Origin of the sequence: Flavobacterium sp. CF136, assembly GCF_000282055.1 — a bacterium.
Classification (GTDB): domain Bacteria; phylum Bacteroidota; class Bacteroidia; order Flavobacteriales; family Flavobacteriaceae; genus Flavobacterium.
In genome coordinates, this window is sequence record NZ_AKJZ01000047.1 from 1 (window position 1) to 19,422 (window position 19,422).

21 protein-coding genes are annotated in these 19,422 nt (G+C 32.7%); 11 read left to right on the forward strand and 10 right to left on the reverse strand.

Features of this window, described 5'->3' with window-relative positions; translation table 11 throughout:
* Positions 1-124 precede the first annotated feature (124 nt).
* Positions 125-2,215: an LTA synthase family protein gene (locus PMI10_RS14340; RefSeq protein WP_007809203.1), complete on the reverse strand. Its 2,091-nt coding sequence runs from the start codon at positions 2,213-2,215 to the stop codon at positions 125-127.
* 205 nt (positions 2,216-2,420) lie between these two features.
* On the opposite strand from PMI10_RS14340, the gene PMI10_RS14345 reads away from it, so the two are divergent.
* The 11 genes from PMI10_RS14345 (at position 2,421) to hisIE (ending at position 13,314) form a co-directional block, all read left to right on the forward strand.
* Positions 2,421-3,083, forward strand: coding sequence for a response regulator transcription factor (locus tag PMI10_RS14345; protein ID WP_007809206.1), 663 nt, complete (start codon positions 2,421-2,423; stop codon positions 3,081-3,083).
* Between the two features lie 3 nt (positions 3,084-3,086).
* Positions 3,087-4,472 (forward strand): sensor histidine kinase, encoded by a 1,386-nt coding sequence (locus PMI10_RS14350; RefSeq protein ID WP_007809207.1) that lies wholly within the window; start codon positions 3,087-3,089, stop codon positions 4,470-4,472.
* 689 nt (positions 4,473-5,161) lie between these two features.
* Entirely contained in the window at positions 5,162-6,019 is an 858-nt protein-coding gene (hisG, locus tag PMI10_RS14355) for an ATP phosphoribosyltransferase (protein WP_007809208.1), read from the forward strand.
* A gap of 104 nt (positions 6,020-6,123) precedes the next feature.
* On the forward strand, positions 6,124-7,407 hold the full coding sequence (gene hisD / locus PMI10_RS14360; RefSeq protein WP_007809209.1) for a histidinol dehydrogenase: 1,284 nt from the start codon (positions 6,124-6,126) through the stop codon (positions 7,405-7,407).
* 92 nt (positions 7,408-7,499) lie between these two features.
* Positions 7,500-8,546 carry a histidinol-phosphate transaminase gene (gene hisC / locus PMI10_RS14365; protein ID WP_007809210.1) on the forward strand — a complete coding sequence of 349 codons (1,047 nt, stop codon included), beginning with the start codon at positions 7,500-7,502 and terminating at the stop codon, positions 8,544-8,546.
* Between the two features lie 108 nt (positions 8,547-8,654).
* On the forward strand, positions 8,655-9,791 hold the full coding sequence (gene hisB / locus PMI10_RS14370) for a bifunctional histidinol-phosphatase/imidazoleglycerol-phosphate dehydratase HisB (protein WP_007809211.1): 1,137 nt from the start codon (positions 8,655-8,657) through the stop codon (positions 9,789-9,791).
* A gap of 144 nt (positions 9,792-9,935) precedes the next feature.
* The gene (locus PMI10_RS14375; RefSeq protein ID WP_007809212.1) at positions 9,936-10,286 is read left to right on the forward strand and encodes a nuclear transport factor 2 family protein; all 351 of its coding nucleotides are present in this window, start codon (positions 9,936-9,938) and stop codon (positions 10,284-10,286) included.
* Positions 10,287-10,370: 84 nt separating this feature from the next.
* Positions 10,371-10,952 (forward strand): imidazole glycerol phosphate synthase subunit HisH, encoded by a 582-nt coding sequence (gene hisH / locus PMI10_RS14380; RefSeq protein ID WP_007809213.1) that lies wholly within the window; start codon positions 10,371-10,373, stop codon positions 10,950-10,952.
* 105 nt (positions 10,953-11,057) lie between these two features.
* Positions 11,058-11,780, forward strand: a complete 723-nt coding sequence (hisA, locus tag PMI10_RS14385; RefSeq protein ID WP_007809214.1) for a 1-(5-phosphoribosyl)-5-[(5-phosphoribosylamino)methylideneamino]imidazole-4-carboxamide isomerase — start codon at positions 11,058-11,060, stop codon at positions 11,778-11,780.
* 85 nt (positions 11,781-11,865) lie between these two features.
* Positions 11,866-12,621, forward strand: a complete 756-nt coding sequence (gene hisF / locus PMI10_RS14390; protein ID WP_007809215.1) for an imidazole glycerol phosphate synthase subunit HisF — start codon at positions 11,866-11,868, stop codon at positions 12,619-12,621.
* 93 nt (positions 12,622-12,714) lie between these two features.
* A complete protein-coding gene (hisIE, locus tag PMI10_RS14395) occupies positions 12,715-13,314 on the forward strand; it encodes a bifunctional phosphoribosyl-AMP cyclohydrolase/phosphoribosyl-ATP diphosphatase HisIE (RefSeq protein ID WP_007809216.1) in 600 nt (199 codons plus the stop codon).
* Positions 13,315-13,409: 95 nt separating this feature from the next.
* On the opposite strand, the gene PMI10_RS14400 is transcribed toward hisIE, so the two are convergent.
* The 9 genes from PMI10_RS14400 to PMI10_RS14440 form a co-directional block, all read right to left on the reverse strand.
* Positions 13,410-14,342: a hypothetical protein gene (locus PMI10_RS14400; protein ID WP_007809217.1), complete on the reverse strand. Its 933-nt coding sequence runs from the start codon at positions 14,340-14,342 to the stop codon at positions 13,410-13,412.
* 19 nt (positions 14,343-14,361) lie between these two features.
* Positions 14,362-15,213 carry a substrate-binding domain-containing protein gene (locus tag PMI10_RS14405; RefSeq protein WP_007809218.1) on the reverse strand — a complete coding sequence of 284 codons (852 nt, stop codon included), beginning with the start codon at positions 15,211-15,213 and terminating at the stop codon, positions 14,362-14,364.
* Positions 15,214-15,271: 58 nt separating this feature from the next.
* Positions 15,272-15,745, reverse strand: coding sequence for a DUF4265 domain-containing protein (locus PMI10_RS14410; RefSeq protein WP_007809220.1), 474 nt, complete (start codon positions 15,743-15,745; stop codon positions 15,272-15,274).
* A gap of 3 nt (positions 15,746-15,748) precedes the next feature.
* Positions 15,749-16,135 (reverse strand): VOC family protein, encoded by a 387-nt coding sequence (locus PMI10_RS14415; protein ID WP_007809221.1) that lies wholly within the window; start codon positions 16,133-16,135, stop codon positions 15,749-15,751.
* Between the two features lie 2 nt (positions 16,136-16,137).
* Entirely contained in the window at positions 16,138-16,578 is a 441-nt protein-coding gene (locus tag PMI10_RS14420; RefSeq protein WP_007809223.1) for a DinB family protein, read from the reverse strand.
* A 1-nt stretch (position 16,579) separates the two neighbouring features.
* Entirely contained in the window at positions 16,580-17,452 is an 873-nt protein-coding gene (locus PMI10_RS14425; protein ID WP_007809225.1) for a nucleoside phosphorylase, read from the reverse strand.
* 75 nt (positions 17,453-17,527) lie between these two features.
* The gene (locus PMI10_RS14430; protein WP_007809227.1) at positions 17,528-17,860 is read right to left on the reverse strand and encodes a translation initiation factor; all 333 of its coding nucleotides are present in this window, start codon (positions 17,858-17,860) and stop codon (positions 17,528-17,530) included.
* 33 nt (positions 17,861-17,893) lie between these two features.
* Positions 17,894-18,277: a GxxExxY protein gene (locus tag PMI10_RS14435; protein ID WP_035631930.1), complete on the reverse strand. Its 384-nt coding sequence runs from the start codon at positions 18,275-18,277 to the stop codon at positions 17,894-17,896.
* A 106-nt stretch (positions 18,278-18,383) separates the two neighbouring features.
* Positions 18,384-19,334: an isopenicillin N synthase family dioxygenase gene (locus PMI10_RS14440; RefSeq protein WP_007809230.1), complete on the reverse strand. Its 951-nt coding sequence runs from the start codon at positions 19,332-19,334 to the stop codon at positions 18,384-18,386.
* Between the last annotated feature and the right edge of the window lie 88 nt (positions 19,335-19,422).

Consider the following 19,422-nt stretch of genomic DNA (forward strand, 5'->3'; position numbering starts at 1 on the left):
TTTTAATGAAATTTTTCTTGTTCTCGATACGATTTTCTATCGAAAATCACTCGAACTGACGAAAAATTATCATCAAAAACCAATTTTACCCAACGGGTTGATTATAATTCATTAAATAGGACTTTTACTTCTGATATTTTTTTTGTTTCAGCATATCAGAAGCTGTTTGATAAAATGAAATCGTTTCATTTACCAAATCAGTTCTTTCTGTTTTTAATGGCTTTTCATCATAATAAATTTGATATTCCGGAGCAATACCTTTTTTCTGATTCAAATGCAATTCAAATTGTCTTACTCGTTGTTTAGGGGATAAAATGGTTAAAACATTGTCTTTTATGAATCCTAAATCCTGATATGTGGCAATAAATGCTCTTGGTTTATAATCTGATTTTAAAACATCCTGACCAAAAAACTTGCTTTGGTAATCGAAATGCAATAACCCGAAAAGCGTTGGCATAAGATCAATCTGAGACATTAGCTTTGTACATTTTTCAGGTTTGATTCCCGGGCTGTAAATAAAAGCCGGAATTCTGTATTTATCCATTGGTAATTCCGTTTTTCCTGCGCTTGATGCACAATGATCAGCAACAATTACAAAAATAGTATTTGTAAACCAGGGCTGTTTACTGGCCATTTCAAAGAATTTCCTTAACGAATAATCAGTATATTTTACACCTCCGTCACGTGATTTTATATCACCGGGAATATCAATTTTATTATTAGGATAGGTAAAAGGCCTGTGATTGCTCACCGTCATGATATGATTAAAGAAAGGTTTGTTTTCTTTAGCTTCAGCATTCATAACTTTTACGGCTTTATTATACATATCTTCATCACATACGCCCCAAACATTAGAAAATGTGACTTCCCCAGGTGTAAAGCTTGATTTGTCAACGATTTGGTATCCATTTCCCGAATAAAAATCCTGCATATTATCAAAAAAAGCATCACCGCCATACATAAATTTTATGTTGTAGCCTTTTTGTTTGAAAATAGCACCGGTAGAAAATTTGTTTTTATTGTCTTCTCTTTTTACAACGCTCTCTCCCGCTGTTGGAGGCAGACATAAAGTTACGGCTTCAAGCCCCCGGACTGTACGGTTTCCTGCGGCATATAAATTAGTAAACTGAAGACTTTTTTGTGATAAACTATCTAAAAAAGGAGTAATATTTTGATCGTTTCCGTATGATTTCATGAATTCGGCACTGTAGCTCTCAATAGTAATAAGTACTACATTCTTATGATTTTCGACTGAATCACTTTCAATTTTTCTAATTGTAGTTTCCCCTGAAATAGTTGGAAATTGTTGTCTTAAAATTGAAAAAGCTTTTTCGTTTGGAATTGTTTTGTAGAACTTAAAATAATCTAAGTCACTATTTTTAAAAGCTAAGTAAAACTTGTATAATCCGTTGGATTGTAATTCGTTGACAAAAACATTTTTAGAATTTTCTGTCTTAGCCAAAGTCGGGATTGCGATCAAAGAAACTAAAAACAAACAGATATAAATTCCGGAAATTTTAAGTTTTGTTATAAAATTTGGAATTTCATCTATATAATTTCTTGATTTTTTCAAAATGAAGTAAGTAACGATTCCGGTTACCAAAAATAAGGCAGAGAATATTGGAATCACAGGATAAGACTGCATGATGTTTCCGATAACTTCATTGGTGTAAATGAGATAATTTACAGCTATAAAATTATATTTCACACCGAACTCATTCCAAAAGAAATATTCGCTTATTGCATTTTGAAGAATCAATAAAACATATAAAAAAATCGCAGAAGCAAATAACCAAAATCTGATCTTATTTCTCAATTTCGGAACAAATAAAAGTATCGCAAATAAAATAGTTTTGATTCCGATGAAAATAAGCACTATTCTTGGTAATGCACCTCCGTATTCGTCTAAAATACTTTTTCCTGAAGCAACATACAGAAATAAAATGATAAAAGCGCCCAGAATAATATATCCTGACGGTTTATTATATTTGGAATTTGAGATAAAAATTAAATACAGCCATAAAAAAACGCTGGCAATTACAAAAACAAAAAAATCTGATAATAAGCCTAAACTAAAAATTTTAAGGCTCTCAATAAAACTAAATGAACTTTGTGTTATTGGATGAAAAAACAAAACAATCCGCAATAGAAAACTGATAATAAAATAGAATACGGCAAGATTGTAAAATGGGGAAAGCTTCTTGTAAAATATCATGTATTTTTTTTTGTAAAATTAATTTCGATTGATTAATTCCAGATTAAGAAGAGCTATTACTTACTTAATACAATCTTAAAATTTGCTTAAGATAGCTGCGTTTTTTATTGTTATAGTTTAAGCATTTACGCAACACAAAATATTTATCTTTGATAAACAAAACGTAATTATAAATATATAAATAAAATCTTAATAAAAAGAGAAAATGCATATTTTAATAGTTGAAGATGAGTTAGGAATTGTTCAGTTTTTAAAACAAGGCCTGGAGGAAGAAGGATATCAGATAACTACCGCCAGTGATGGTTTAATCGGTTTTGAATTAACTCAAAACCAGCAATTTGATTTGATTTTGTTGGACTGGATGCTGCCTAAAATTAATGGTTTGGATTTATGTAAAGCCATCAGGATTAAAAACCGTACGACTCCAATTATTTTTTTGACTGCAAAAGATACTGTTCAGGAAACAATTGAAGGTTTAAAAGCCGGAGCTAATGATTATATTAAAAAACCTTTTAGTTTTGAAGAATTGGTGGAACGCATTAAAGTTCATTTCAGGTACCAAAAAGATTCAAAAATTCTGTCTTTGGGAACAATTAAAATTGATTTGTCAAAATATATTGTTTTAAAAAATGATGAAGAAATTTCACTCACGCAAAGAGAGTTTGAATTGTTATCGTATTTAATTCAGAATAAAGGAAAAGTATGTACCAGAAACCAGATTCTAAAAGATGTTTGGGAGATAAATTTTGAATATGATACCGGTGTTATTGATGTTTTTATTAATGCAATCAGAAAAAAACTAAATTTAAAAATTGAAGAAGATTATATAAAAACAATCCGTGGTGTAGGATATATTGCTAACGATTAAACAATGATACAGCTTTCCTTTAAAAACAGAATTGCCTTAAATTATATTATCACGACCGGATTGTTAATTCTGGTTGTTTTTTTTACCCTTTATTCTATAGTAAAGCATGCTGTTTATAGTCATATTGATAATGATATTAAGGTAGAAATTAAAAATCACCTTAATGAAATTAAGATTGTAAATAATGTTGTAATTCTGGTTGATAAAGAAGAATGGAATGAGCGTGAGCATAATTCAGTAGATGTTAATCCGGTATTTGTTCAGTTTTTAGATGCAAACAGGAAAATAACTGAAAAATCACCAAACCTTAAAAATGAAGCCCTGGTATTTGATGATAGCGTTGAAAATTTTAAATTATTTGATACCAAAATTGGGAATAACAGGATTCGGCAAATTCAGGTTCCTATTATTATCAAATCTAAAAAAATAGCATATTTAATTATTGCAATGTCGTTAAGCGATTCAAGATTGGTACTCGATAATTTGTTTGATATTATGAGCATGGCTTTTCCGGTCATTTTATTATTGCTGTTTTTTATTGCCCGTTTTTTTGCAGGACGAAATATAAAACCTATAAATGCAATTATCGACACATCCGGAATGATTACGAAAGATAATTTAAAAGCACGGATTCCATTACCTAAAAAACGTGACGAATTGCATACACTTTCTGAAACGATAAACAATTTATTAAACCGTATTGAAGATGCAATAGAACGCGAAAAACAGTTTACCTCTGATGCTTCGCATGAACTGAGAACACCTTTAACTGTTATTAAGGGTACTCTTGAAGTATTGATTCGAAAACCCAGGGATAATAAGGAATATGAAGAAAAAATAAATTATTGCATTAATGAAGTAGACCACTTAAATATGTTGGTTGACCAACTTCTCTTGCTGGCCCGTTTCGATAATCAGAAACAAAATATTTTGCCTGAATCTATTTATTTGAATGCCTTGATTTTGGATGTTCTGACTTTAAATTCAGATAAAATAAACAATAAAAAAATTAATATAAAACTAGATGTTCAGGATGATTATTATATCAATTCAGATAATTATCTGGTGGTAACAATTCTTAGGAATATTATTTCGAATGCTATTAAATATACACAAGCTGGCGGTGAGGTAGCTGTTTCTCTTTCCAGACAAGATGGTATAATAATTTGTAAAATTTCAGATAACGGAATCGGAATCGCAAATGAAGACCTGAAAACAGTTTTCAATCCTTTTTTCAGATCAAATTCATCAGTACATCCGGAAATAAAAGGAACAGGATTAGGGTTGTCGATTGTAAAACGTTTCACGGAACTGCTTCAAATTACATTTCAGATGGAGAGTAAAATTGGTGAAGGAACTACAGTAATTTTAGGATTTAAGGAAAAATGAAATAGTGACATAATTGTAAAATAATTATAATAATCTATTTAGGTATAAGTCAATACAGATGTCAGGCTGAGCGAAGTCGAAGCCCGTTCCAACTGACGAGCCTTCGACTTCGCTCAGGGTGACATTTGGTTTAGAGATATTTAGTAATAACATTTGTCAGGCAGAGTCCGTTCGTCTTCGCTCAGGATAAACTTAATCGAAGCCCGTTCCAACTGACGAGCCTTCGACTTCGCTCAGGATGACATTTGGTTTAAAAAGATATTTAGTAATAACATCTGTCAGGCTGAGTCCGTTCGTCTTCGCTCAGGATAAACTTAGTCGAAGTCCTTTCAAAATAAAAAGCCTTCGACAATAATTTCTAAAGTATAAATACGTTTCATGAACTAAAAAAATCTATTAAAAATATGCCTGTGGCTTTTTTTTAACAATAAACTACCGTTAAGTTAAAATAAAAATTGCTTTTTTATGAAATTAACTAGTATATTTGCAACCGAAATCAAAGAATAAAAACAACCAACAATGTTTATAAATCAATTACATCATCATCATTTCCATAATTGCTCTCAAGCGATGTGTTAATGATATGGATGTAAATCATCATATTTTAAAACCCGTTTGAGTACATCAAACGGGTTTTTTATTACCTATTCTTTGTACTCAAACTATTAATTAAACAAAAAAAAAGAAAAATGAGTACTTTAAAAATTGCAATTCAAAAATCAGGTCGTTTAAACGAAGACAGCATTCAAATCCTTAAAGATTGTGGTATTTCAATTAATAACGGAAACGATCAGTTAAAAGCAGAAGCTTCTAATTTTCCCTTGGAAGTTTTATATCTGAGAAATTCAGATATCCCTCAATATTTAATTGATGGTGTTGTAGATCTTGCTATTGTTGGAGATAATTTATTAGTAGAAAAAGGTAAGCATATTGAAGTAATCCAAAAACTTGGATTTTCAAAATGTAAAGTTTCTGTTGCTGTTCCTAAGACTTTTGAATACAATTCTATTCAGGATTTGGCAGGTTTACGAGTTGCAACATCATATCCAAATACTGTAACGGAATATTTTGGTTCGTTTGGTTTAACGGTTGATATTCACCAGATTTCAGGATCGGTAGAAATTGCGCCTAATATTGGCCTTGCCGATGCTATCGTAGATATTGTTTCAAGCGGAAGTACTTTGTTCAAAAACAATTTGAAAGAAGTAGAAGTGATTTTGAAAAGTGAAGCAGTTTTGGCAGTTTCACCAAAAGTTTCTCCGGAAATTCAAAAACACATAGACACCTTAAAATTCAGAATCCAATCGGTTTTAAGAGCCAGAAATTCAAAATATATCTTAATGAACGTACCGAATGAAAAAATTGACGAAATTGGTAAAATATTACCGGTTTTAAGAAGTCTTACTGTTTTGCCATTAGCTCAGGAAGGGTGGAGCAGTGTGCATTCTGTAATTGATAAAGATACTTTTTGGGATGTAATCGATCAGTTGAAAGAAGCCGGAGCAGAAGGGATTTTAGTTTGCCCAATTGAGAAAATGGTTCTTTAGGACTTCGCCCGCTTTAGGCTTTAAGCAATATGCTTTGAGCCAAAAAAACACACAAAGTTAATAAAGCTTATTGCGTATTGCTTAAAGCTTAAAGCATAAAAAAAATGAATAAAATAAATAATCCAAAATCGGACACCTGGTCAGAAATATTAAAAAGACCAACCAAAACCATCGATGATATCGAAGTTACGGTTAAAGAAATTTTTAAGGAAGTACAGAAAAAAGGTGACGAAGCAGTTGCAAAATACACTTCTATTTTTGATGGAATTGCTTTAGATAATTATGAAGTTACATCGGAAGAAATTGAAGAAGCAATTAATTCAATTTCAACAGAATTGAAAGAAGCGATTCAGTTAGCCAAAAATAATATTTATAAATTCCATAAAGCACAAAAAACGGAAAGAATTTCAGTTGAAACAACCGAAGGTGTAAGTTGCTGGCAGGAAAAAAGACCGATTCAAAAAATTGGTTTATATATTCCGGGCGGAACGGCTCCTTTGTTTTCAACCGTTTTGATGTTGGCAGTTCCGGCTGAAATTGCAGGATGCAAAGAAATCGTCTTATGTTCGCCTCCCGATAAAACCGGAAAAATAAATCCTGCGATTTTATATGCTGCTAATTTATGTGGCGTAACTAAAATATTAAAAGTGGGCGGAATTCAGGCAATCGCCGGAATGACGTTTGGTACACAATCAATTCCGAAAGTCTATAAAATTTTTGGACCCGGAAACCAATTTGTAACAGTAGCAAAACAGTTAGCAACACAATTTGGAGTTGCAATTGATATGCCGGCCGGTCCTTCAGAATTGTTGGTTGTTGCTGATGATACAGCTGTTCCTGCATTTGTAGCCTCAGATTTATTGTCTCAGGCAGAACACGGAACTGACAGTCAGGTGATTTTAGTTTCGACTTCGAAAAAACTGATTGATGCCGTTGAAAAAGAAATTGAGGCACAAATTGAAGAACTTCCAAGAAAAGAAATTGCAAAAAAAGCAATAGCGAATTCTAAATTAATTTTTGTTGAAAATGACAAAATAGCCTTGGAATTAATCAATGAATACGGGCCGGAGCACTTTATAATTTGTTCTGAGTTTGATGATTTTTATTGTAATGGCGTATTGAACGCAGGATCTGTTTTCATTGGAAATTATACTCCGGAAAGTGCAGGAGATTATGCTTCAGGAACGAATCACACTTTACCAACAAATGGATATGCGAAGAATTACAGCGGAGTAAATCTGGATAGTTTTATGAAATCAATGACATTTCAGAAAATATCAGAAACCGGAATTCAGAATATTGGTAAAGCGATCGAAATTATGGCTGAAGCCGAAGGATTGCAGGCGCATAAAAATGCTGTAACGCTTAGATTAAAGAGTATAGAGTAAAGAATATAGAACAAAGAATATCGAAAATTTTATAGATAAGAAGAGAAATCTATTCTCTAAATTCTATTTTCTATATTCCAAAAATTAAGACGATGAAATTCGATATAAATACAATAACACGTGAAAACGTAAAAATATTAAAACCTTATTCTTCGGCTCGTGATGAATTTGAAGATTTTGATACTGCCGAAATGATTTTTCTGGATGCCAATGAAAATCCTTTTCAGAATGGTGTAAATCGTTACCCGGATCCACAGCAGAATTCGGTTAAAGCAATTTTAGCAAAGAATAATAACGTAAAATCAAATCAGATTCTATTAGGAAACGGAAGTGATGAGGTCTTAGATTTGCTTTTCAGGGCTTTTTGTGAACCAAAAATTGATAACATTATTTCGTTACCGCCAACATACGGAATGTATGGAGTTTTGGCTAATATTAATGCGGTAGAGAATAGAGAGATTTTGCTTTCGACCGATTTTCAACCACAGGTTGAGAAGATTTTAGATGCTGTTGATGAGAATACAAAGATTATCTTTTTATGTTCGCCAAACAATCCAACGGGAAATTCTTTTTCGGATGAAAGCGTGGTAAAATTGCTTCAGAACTTTAAAGGTTTGGTAGTAATTGATGAAGCGTATATCGATTTTTCGGAAAAAGAAAGCTGGCTGACTGAGATAGATGAATATCCAAATTTGGTAATCACTCAAACACTTTCAAAAGCCTATGGTTTAGCTGGAATTCGTTTAGGGATTTGTTATGCGTCTGAAGCGGTGATTTCAGTTTTAAACAAAATAAAACCACCTTATAACGTAAATGAATTGACTCAGCAAAGAGCAATTGAACGTTTGAAGGATTCAGAAAAAATAAAACAGGAGATAGCTTCAATAATTGGACAAAGAGAAGAATTACTAAAAGTTTTGACAGATATTGATTTTGTTGAAAAAGTTTATCCTACCGAAGCCAATTTTGTGCTGGTAAAAGTAGATAATGCCAATAAAAGATACGACGAATTAATTGCAAAAGGAATTGTAATCAGAAACAGAACGACTCAGCCGTTATGCGAAAACTGCCTGCGTTTTACAATTGGAATTCCAGAAGAAAATGCAGTTTTAATTAAGGAATTGAAGTTGTTAAAATAGAAGAAAGAATATAGAGCAAAGAAGAAAGAAAAAATTGAAAGAGCTTTTGGATAGAATGAAAAGTCTATTTTCCTTACTCTTTTTTCTTTATTCTCAAAAAATAAAAATATGAAAAAAGTACTTTTTATCGATCGTGACGGAACGATTGTTTTAGAACCTGAAAATTTGCAATTGGATAGCCTGGATAAACTGGAATTTTATCCGAAAGCGTTTCAATATTTGGCTAAAATTGCCAGTGAATTAGATTATGAATTGGCAATGGTGACCAATCAGGATGGTTTGGGGACGAATAGTTTTCCGGAAGATACATTTTGGCCAACGCAAAATTTTGTTTTGAAAGCTTTTGAAAATGAAGGAGTTTTGTTTGATGATATTTTTATCGACAGATCTTTTCCTGAAGAGAATGCACCAACACGCAAGCCGAGAACCGGAATGCTGACAAAATATTTGAATAATCCGGACTATGATTTGGCGAATTCTTTTGTTTTGGGAGATCGCCTGACAGATGTTGAACTGGCTAAAAACTTAGGTGCAAAAGCCATTTTCATGAATATGACTGACGGAGCAGGAAGCAACGAAATTTCTTCTAAACGTGAGGAATTAGACGAAACGATTATACTTCAGACAACAAGTTGGAAAACGATTTATGAGTTTTTGAAATTAGAGGCACGTTCGGCTTCGATTACCCGTAAAACCCACGAAACGGATATTTTTATTAATGTGAATTTAGACGGAACGGGGAAAAGCAAAATAGATACGGGAATCGCTTTCTTCGACCATATGTTAGATCAGATTTCGCGTCACGGTCAAATGGATTTGGAAATACTGGTAAAAGGTGATTTAGAAGTTGATGAACACCACACGATTGAAGACACTGCAATTGCTTTGGGAGAAGTTTTTGCAAAAGCTTTGGGGAATAAACTAGGTATCGAGCGTTATGGATTCTGTCTGCCAATGGACGATTGTTTAGCTCAGGTAGCCATTGACTTTGGAGGTAGAAACTGGCTGGTTTGGGAAACCGAATTTAAACGCGAAATGGTGGGTAAAATGCCTACTGAAATGTTTTATCATTTCTTTAAATCGTTCTCGGATGGAGCAAAAGCCAACATCAACATCAAAGCGGAAGGAATCAATGAACATCACAAAATTGAAGCGATTTTTAAAGCTTTCGCTAAAGCGATAAAAGTGGCTGTGAAAAGAGATACGGAGAAAATGATTTTGCCAAGTACAAAAGGAATGTTATAGAAAAGGTTAAAAATTATTTCAAGTTTCAGATTTCAAGCTGTTGCATTGTGTCATTTCGCCGAAGGAGAAATCACATTCAATTATGCACAAAGCTTGTAAACCTGAAACAAAATAAACTTGAAACAATCCTAAAACAAAAGATATATGGAAGCGAAAAAGTTTGCCAAAGAATGGATTGATTCCTGGAATTCTCATAATTTAGAGGACATCATGAAACATTATTCGGAAGACATTGAAATTACGACACCAATGTTGAAACTGGCTGCCGGAATTGAAAGTGGTTCGCTTCAGGGAAAAGAGCAGGTAAGAGCATATTGGCAGAAAGCTTTGACTAAGATTCCGGATTTGCATTTTGAACTTATAGAAGTTACGTCAGGTATTGATTCAGTGGCACTTTATTATAAGTCGGTTATGAATAAAATGGCGATTGAAGTCATGTTTTTTGATGAAAACGGATTGGTAAATAAAATGATCGCTCATTATACAAATCTGTAAAAAAATAAAAATTGTTTCAAGTTTAAAGTTTCAGGTTCACTGTTAACCTGAAACCTGAAACCTGAAACTTTCAAACAAAATTAAATGAAAATAGTAATCATAAATTACGGAGCAGGAAATATTCAGAGCATTATGTTTGCGATTGAAAGACTTGGTTTTAAGGCTGTTTTGAGTAATAATCCGGAAGAAATTCAGTCTGCAGACAAAGTTATTTTTCCTGGCGTTGGCGAGGCGAGTTCAGCAATGGAAAAACTGATTGAAAGTGGTTTGGACAGTTTGATTCCGAATTTAAAACAACCTGTTTTAGGGATTTGCCTGGGAATGCAATTGATGTGTAAATCGTCTGAAGAAGGAAATACCAAAGGTTTAGGTATTTTTGATGTTGATGTGATAAAATTCACTTCAAATGTAAAAGTACCGCAAATGGGTTGGAATCAGATTTATGATCTGAAATCAGATTTGTTTAAAGGAATTCCTGAGAATGAATTTATGTATTTGGTTCATAGTTTTTATGCCCCAAATTGCCCGGAAGCCATTGCGACAACGAATTACGATGTTGAATATGCTTCGGCTTTACATAAAAATAATTTTTACGGAACTCAGTTTCATCCGGAAAAAAGCGGGGATATTGGGGAGAAAATATTAGAGAATTTTTTAAAAATGTAATTCAATATCAATATCAAAAATCAATTACAATATCAATTTTGAAAATCTGAAATCAAAAATCAAGACTTTACGACTTTAGACTTTTAAACTTTAAGACTTAAATAAATGAGAATAATACCAGCCATAGATATCATTGACGGAAAATGTGTTCGCTTGTCAAAAGGTGATTACGATACCAAAATAATTTATAATGAAAACCCGCTTGAAGTAGCGAAATCATTCGAAGCACATGGAATCGAATATTTGCATTTAGTAGATTTGGACGGAGCGAAATCGAGCAAAATTGTAAATTATAAAATCTTGGAGCAAATTGCCTCGAAAACCAAATTAAAAGTTGATTTTGGCGGCGGTTTAAAATCGGATGCTGATTTGAAAATTGCTTTTGAAAGTGGTGCAAACCAAATTACAGGAGGAAGTATTGCAGTGAAAAACAGAGAAATATTTCAAAAATGGATCTCAGAATACGGTTCTGATAAAATCATTTTAGGAGCTGATGCAAAAGACGAAAAAATCGCTGTTTCAGGTTGGCTTGAAGATTCAGATGAAGATTTGATTCCATTCATTCAGGATTATCAAACTAAAGGAATTCAATACGTTATTTGTACTGATATTGCCAAAGATGGTATGCTTGAAGGACCAAGTTTTGATTTATACGCTAAAATTTTGGCGGAAGCTAAAAACGTAAAATTAATTGCTTCCGGTGGAATTTCAACTTTCGATGAATTACCGAAATTAGCTGAACTAGGCTGTGAGGGAACAATCATAGGAAAAGCGATTTACGAGGGAAGAATTACGCTGAAACAACTGGAGAATTTTATAATTAGATAATGAGAAAATTTGATAATTAGATAATTACTGCTTTGTGTAAAATAATTATCTAATTGACTAATTCTCAAATTGACACATTAAAAAAATGTTAGCAAAAAGAATCATACCTTGTTTGGATATAAAAAACGGAAGAACCGTAAAAGGCGTTAATTTTGTAGATTTGCGTGATGCAGGTGATCCGGTGGAATTGGCTGAAATTTACTCGGCTGAAGGTGCAGATGAATTGGTTTTCCTGGATATATCGGCTACGGAAGAACGAAGAAAAACCTTGGTTAACATGGTACGAAGTGTTGCGGAGAAAATCAATATTCCGTTTACAGTCGGTGGTGGAATCTCGTCTGTTGAGGATGTGGAAATTCTACTGAATAACGGAGCGGATAAAGTTTCGATAAATTCATCGGCAGTAAAAAATCCGCAATTAATTAACGATTTGGCTCAAAAGTTTGGAAGCCAGTGTGTGGTTGTAGCTATCGATGCCAAACAAATTGACGGACAATGGATTGTACATTTGGTTGGAGGAAAAGTACCAACAGAATTAAACCTATTCGATTGGGCTGTTGAAGTTGCAGAACGAGGTGCAGGAGAAATATTATTCACATCTATGGATAATGACGGAACAAAAAACGGATTTGCAAACGAGGCTTTGGCTAAGCTTTCTGAATTAGTAAATATTCCGATAATTGCTTCCGGCGGGGCTGGAAACATTCAGCATTTTGTAGATTCATTTAAAAAAGGAAAAGCTGATGCTGCTTTGGCTGCGAGTGTTTTTCATTTTAAAGAAATCGAGATTAAAGTTTTAAAACAAGAGCTTAGAAATAATAACATAGAAGTTAGAATCTGAGTATAGAAAATAGAATAAAGAGAATAGAATAAAACTAAATATAAAATATAGGAATCAGGATCTAAAATCTGAATTCTAAAATCTAAAATTACTATGAAAATAGATTTCTCAAAAAGCAAAGACGGTTTAATTCCGGCAATAATTCAGGATTCAGAAACAAAAAAAGTATTGATGCTGGGTTATATGAATGCAGAATCGCTTCAAAAAACATTGGATACTCAGAAAGTTACTTTTTTCAGCCGTTCAAAAGACAGACTTTGGACGAAAGGTGAGGATAGTGGAAATTTTTTGAACCTGGTAGTTATTAAAAATGATTGTGATGGCGATACTCTTTTAATTCAGGCAAAACCTGTTGGACCAACATGTCACACAGGTGCAGATACCTGCTGGCAGGAAGAAAATGCAGTCAATTACGGGTTTATTTCTGATTTGGAAAATACTATCAAAAGCCGAAGAGAAAATGCAGATACAGAACAGAGTTACGTAGCTTCTTTATTCGCAAATGGGATCAATAAAATTGCTCAAAAAGTGGGCGAGGAAGCGGTAGAAGTAGTTATTGAAGCAAAAGATGATAACGACGATCTTTTCCTGAGCGAAAGTGCCGATTTGCTTTTTCACTATCTGATCCTATTGCAGGCAAAAGGTTTTCAGCTGAATGATGTGGTGAATGTTTTAAAGAAACGTCAGAAGTAGTTTCGACCTCAGCTTACAAAATAAACTTATCAGAAGCCTGTCAGGAAATTTAAATCCTGACAGGCTTCTGAATTATTGAAATAAATTGCAAATAATCAATTTAAGGTTAAAGCTCCTAAAATTTCCTCGTACATAAAAGGACCTCCCGGATATTGGGCAGTATAATCAAGATTTAACCATACTTGCCCACGTTCGTCAATGTGATAATGAATTACTTTTCCTTTACTTTCTTTTACAAAAAGCACATTTTTAATCAAAAAATTGACCTTTTCCAAGTCAATTAATGAACCAATAAGTATCTCAGGATAAATATGTCCTTTGGTATGAATTAATCTTGGTGTTCCTCCAATTGAACGAATAGCAGCTGCCATTAAAATGGAATGATCATCGCAATCACCCGAAAAATATTCTAATGATTCGCTTGCTGTAGCAATATAATCACCTTCTTTTGGGTCGTTAACGTAGTTCCATCGATTGTTGATTTCCTTAAAAACAGCAAAACACTGAATTGTAGTTCTGTAATCTGAATAACCTTTTATCCCTTTGAAATGTTTAGAAGTAGCCATAATAGCAAAATTTCTAACTTTTGGATCCTGATATTCTATGGCATTAATAATTTTTGATTTATTAGGAAACGGCAGCAATTTTGCCACGATTATATCTTGTGGATACGGGTTGTCTGACATCGTATAAATCATAGAATTATAATCTTCGGAGATTTCGTTAAACCCATAATTTCCAATAACACTTCCATAGAATAAAACCAATAAATAAAGCGCTATGCAAATTATTATAATGGTTCGTAATAACATCAAAAGAAAGAAAACGGCAGCAAAAACAAATAAAAAAATAAATATGCGATCTAAATTGAAAGGCCATTTTAAATCGATCAGGTTTTGATGCAGTATGATAAAAATAGGAATCGTTATCAAAAGACTTAATACCATAATAATAAACCGATCCCAGGGAGATTTCACCTGTAATTTGGATTTTAATTGCGGAAAGTCAATTTTTGGAATTTTTATCATAGCATTAAAAAGCAATGTTTTACAATGCTTTCACAGTTTCAACAAAAGTACTTTTTTTATCAATAATTCCCAGATCAAATAACTGATTTTGAATCTTAATAAAGGTTTTTTCAGTTAAATTCTTTTGTGACCATTGTGTAAGCTTTAACCATTCCTGAATATCCTCCGGTTTTTGATTAAAAATATCAGCCAATGTCTTGTCTATATCAGGGATTTGAGTAAAATCGTGAGTAGTACTATTTATGATTTCAAGAATTTTTTCAATTGTTTTAGGATTTTTTTTCAAGAACTCATCGCGAACAGCAATTACAAATGAAGGCCAGGGTGTCGGGCAATCACCCACACGTCTGAAAATACCCTGATCGACAAGAGGTTTGGTCATAAAATGTTCCCACATAAAATAATCGGCTGTTCCATTGGTTAAAGCTTCAACAGCACCATCAATTGTGTTGATGATTTCAAATTCTAAATCATCAGTTTTCCAGCCTTGTTCATGTGCATTCACATAAGCCATTAATTGTGATCCGGAACCTAATCTCGAAATAGCTACTTTTTTATTCCTGAGGTCTTTTATCGTATGGAAATCAGATTTTGCTGCGACATGAATTCCCCAAATAAGAGGTGACTGAACATAAATCTGAACAATTTTACTCGGATTTCCTGCCACAATATCTTTTACAATTCCTTCAGTCAGGATGACGGCCATATCAGTTTCACCATCACGAAGCATCTGACACATTTTACCTGTTCCTTCAGGAATATTTTTCCATTGTAAATCTATATTTTCAGCTTCAAATTCGCCATTTTCAATGCATAGCTGCCATGGCAAATTGAAGTGTTCAGGGACACCTGCAATTTTTACTGTTTTCATTATGGTTAAGTTTAAGTTAGGTTGTTTGGTATGCGTATTATAGGTTTGTTGTTGTTGTTTAATTTTTTAATAAATCAGCTCTGTGTTTTTCTGAAAGACAAGGCTCTGCAAAATCTATTACCGAGAGTTCTACGTACTCATTTAAAATGCTTTTTACCACAGAATAATCTACATCTTTTACAACTTCAACGGCAAATAAGGTCTCATTTAAACCTTCTGATAAACAATTAACTGCTTTTAATTTTTCTCTAATTATCTCTTTGTCAAAACCCTTTTCTAAAATTACAACCTGAAGAATGGAATTTCCAAAGCTTTCTATCGTTTTCCTGTAAACCAGACATTCTTCATCTTCATCATATTCTGCAAAGAAAATATCGTCTGTTGCAATCAAAGGCCCAAAAAACGGAATGTTATCTAATTTGAAATATCCTTTCTCCAGATCAATAATTTCTGCCCACATAGTTTCTACAACCATATCTTCTAATAAATCACTATAATATCTAAATAGGATTTTTGTGTGTGTTTCTGCCATTCTCTAATTTAATTTTGTTGCTTTTAAAGGCGAAATCACAATACGATAACCATCCGGGTCTTGAAACATTTGTCCATTTTCATTCCAATACGGATTTATTGCTGTTATCCCTGGAATATCATTTTCTAAAAGACTTTCAAGTAACATATTATATTTTCTAATTGTATCTGGATAAAGTACAATTATATCATCTTCATCAAATTTATGATCAGCTTTTGTTTCTGATTGTGTAAATTCAAAATGCCAGTCCAAACCTGTTTTACCAATAAAAACGCCATCGTAATTATTGTGGTTTTGAAAACCACCGAGTCTTTCAAAACCTAAAATATTGACATAAAAATCTTCAATTTTTTCTAAGTTATTTGTATGTCTGGCAACTCTTAAAAACATGATTAAGACTTTATTTGATTAATGTGATGTTCTAAATGTTCTACATAATCGGTCATTAGAAATCTTAAATCAATTATAGATTGATTACTCAAAATAATTTTATAATCTAAAGCTCTTTCATCAACAGATTTCATAATTCTAACAATTTGTTTATTTACTGAAAACCATAATGTTGTCAATTCATTAATATCCATTGTTTGGTACTGATTCAAACTTACCAAATCCATTTGACTGTAAGATCTGTGTTGATAAGGCTTTTCCAAATAATTTATTTCTGTAAAACGAACTAAATTATGAATTGCAGAATCTATTAAATGCCCCAGAATTTCTTTTTTTGACCATTTCTCAGGAATTTTAGCTTCTAAAACTTCATTATTTAATGTCGGAATATAATTGACATTTTCATTTAGTAATTTCTCAAATTTAAGGATTGTATTTTGCATATTAGATTGCACTAGAAAGTTTATTCAAAGTATAAGTAATCAATTCATCTACTGCTTTATACGGATCTTCGCTAAAAGTTCCAGAAGCACGATTAGCAATGATAGCATTCAATGACAACGCATTATGTCCTAAAAGTGCCGAAAGCCCATAAATAGCAGCAGTTTCCATTTCTAAATTGGTAATTCGGTTGCCATCAAAATTGAAATTATCCATTTTGTTGTTTAATGCTGAATCCTGAATATTCAGACGTAAAACACGTCCCTGTGGTCCATAAAAACCTCCGGCTGTAGCGGTGATTCCTTTGAATATTTTATCCGATTCGATTATTTTTTCTAACTTTTCTGAACATGCAATAGCATAAGGCCTTCCTTTTCGGATATCCCAATTGGTATGAACGATAAATGCATCTTCTAATGCATCTTGCGAAACGTCATCAATTAAATAGGAGCGAAGCATGTTGTCTAATCCCAGTCCGAATTTAGACATTACAAAACTATCCACAGGAATATCTGCCTGCAATGAACCAGAAGTCCCAATTCGGATAATATTTAATGATGTTAGTTTTTCTTTTGGCTGACGCGTTTTTAAATCGATATTCACTAAAGCGTCTAATTCGTTAAGGACAATATCAATATTGTCAGGACCAATTCCGGTTGACATTACGGTAATTCGTTTTCCTTTATAAATACCGGTTTGAGTTTTAAATTCTCTTTTTTGTGTAGAATATTCTATTGAATCAAAAAACTGAGTAATTTTTTCAACTCTGTTTTGGTCTCCAACAAAAATTATATCGTGAGCTATATGTTCGGGACGAAGGTTTAGGTGATAAACACTTCCGTCCGGATTTAGTATTAATTCTGACGCTTGTATCATTTCTTTTTAGGTGCTAAGTTGCTAAGTTGCAAAGGTTCTGAGGATTTTTTCTTTAATTTAATAAACTACAATTGTTTAACCGCCTACACGTTTTGTTTTAAAACCTTTTTCTTTTAAAATAGCCATAATCTTGTCTCGGTAATCTCCCTGAATAATAATGGAATCATCTTTAAAAGTTCCCCCAACGCTTAGTTTTGTTTTAATTTCTTTGGCTAGGATTTTAAAATCCTCATCGCTTCCTTCGTAACCTTCGATTATCGTTGTTGCTTTTCCTTTTCGTTTTTCGAATTTGCAAATCATAGGTTCTTTTTGAACATAGAGTATATGTTCTTGTTCCTGAACTTCTTCGGGTTCATTGGATTCCACATGATCAGGAAATAAATTTTTAAGTTGGTCTTGTAAGTCCATTTTGTGTTTTTTTGAACGCGGATAACGCGGATTTTATTTTTTGAAATTTTGATATACTTTTCTAATAAATTCAGGTTTCTTTCCAAAATTTAAAAGAAGCCCAACCTCACAATGAGTTGCTTTTAAATAATTTATTAATTGAAATTCATTAGCTTCAATTAAATATTCTTGTGCTTTTAATTCTAATATTATAAAATCATTAACTATTATGTCAGCGATATATTCACCAACTTCAATTTCTTTATAATAAACCTTTATTCTCTTTTGAGTTTCTACTTTAAATCCGTTTGATTTAAGTTCATAGTATAATGAATTTTGATAAATCCTTTCAAGAAATCCATAACCTAATTCATTATAAACATCATAAAAGACTTTAAGTATTGATTTGGTTAATTCTTCATGTAAAAGATTACTCATAAATAATGGTTTAAAAATCCGCGTTATCCGCGTTCTAATTTTATAAAGCAAAAAGACATTAAGCATAAACTCAATGTCTTTTTATTAATTCAAGTAAATTTAAAGATTATTTTTTTATTAAACCCAAATCCACTAAACGTTCATATAAATAATCTCCGGCGGTAATGTCTTCAAATTTCTTAGGATTTTCTGCATCGATACAATTTTCTAAGCAATCCAGACGCATATCACTTACAGGATGCATAAAGAAAGGAATAGAATAGCGGGACGTTCCCCATAATTCTCTTGGCGGATTAACAACCTGATGAATCGTAGATTTTAGTTTGTTGTTGGTATGTCTTGACAGCATATCACCCACATTAATTACTAATTCATCTTCTGCTGCGATAGCATCAATCCATTCACCATCATGATTCTGAACCTGTAATCCTTTACCCTGGGCTCCCATTAATAAGGTAATCAGGTTAATATCGCCGTGAGCGGCTGCGCGAATTGCATTTTCCGGCTCAGAAGTAATTGGCGGATAATGTATTGGTCTTAAAATAGAGTTTCCTTCTTTAGCATACTGGTCAAAATAAAACTCATCCAGACCTAAGTGTAATGCTAAAGCTCTTAACACATAAATACCTGTTTTTTCAAGCATTTGATAGGTTTCTTTACCAACAGCATTAAAACGGGGTAATTCTTTTACTTCAACATTATCCGGATATTCTGAGGCATATTTGGAATTTTTGTCAACATACTGACCAAAATGCCAGAACTCTTTCAAATCTCCCTCTTTGCGTCCTTTGGCATGTTCTTTTCCAAAAGATACATAACCTCTTTGGCCGCCAATTCCGGGAATTTCATAATTATGCTTGGTTTCTATTGGCAAAGCGAAAAATTTTCGAATTTCGCTATAAAGCTCGCCTACCAGCTGATCATCCAAAAAATGACCTTTTAGGGCTACGAAGCCAATGTTTTCAAATGCACTGCCGATTTCATTTACAAATTTTTGTTTACGTTTCGGGTCGTCCGAAAGGAAATCACGTAAGTCTACACTAGGAATGTTTTGCATACTTTACATTTTTATTTAAAAGAACGAAGGATTTTTTTAAATTCTTCAATAACAAAGGTAGAGAATATTTTAGATTTGAATTTTAAAA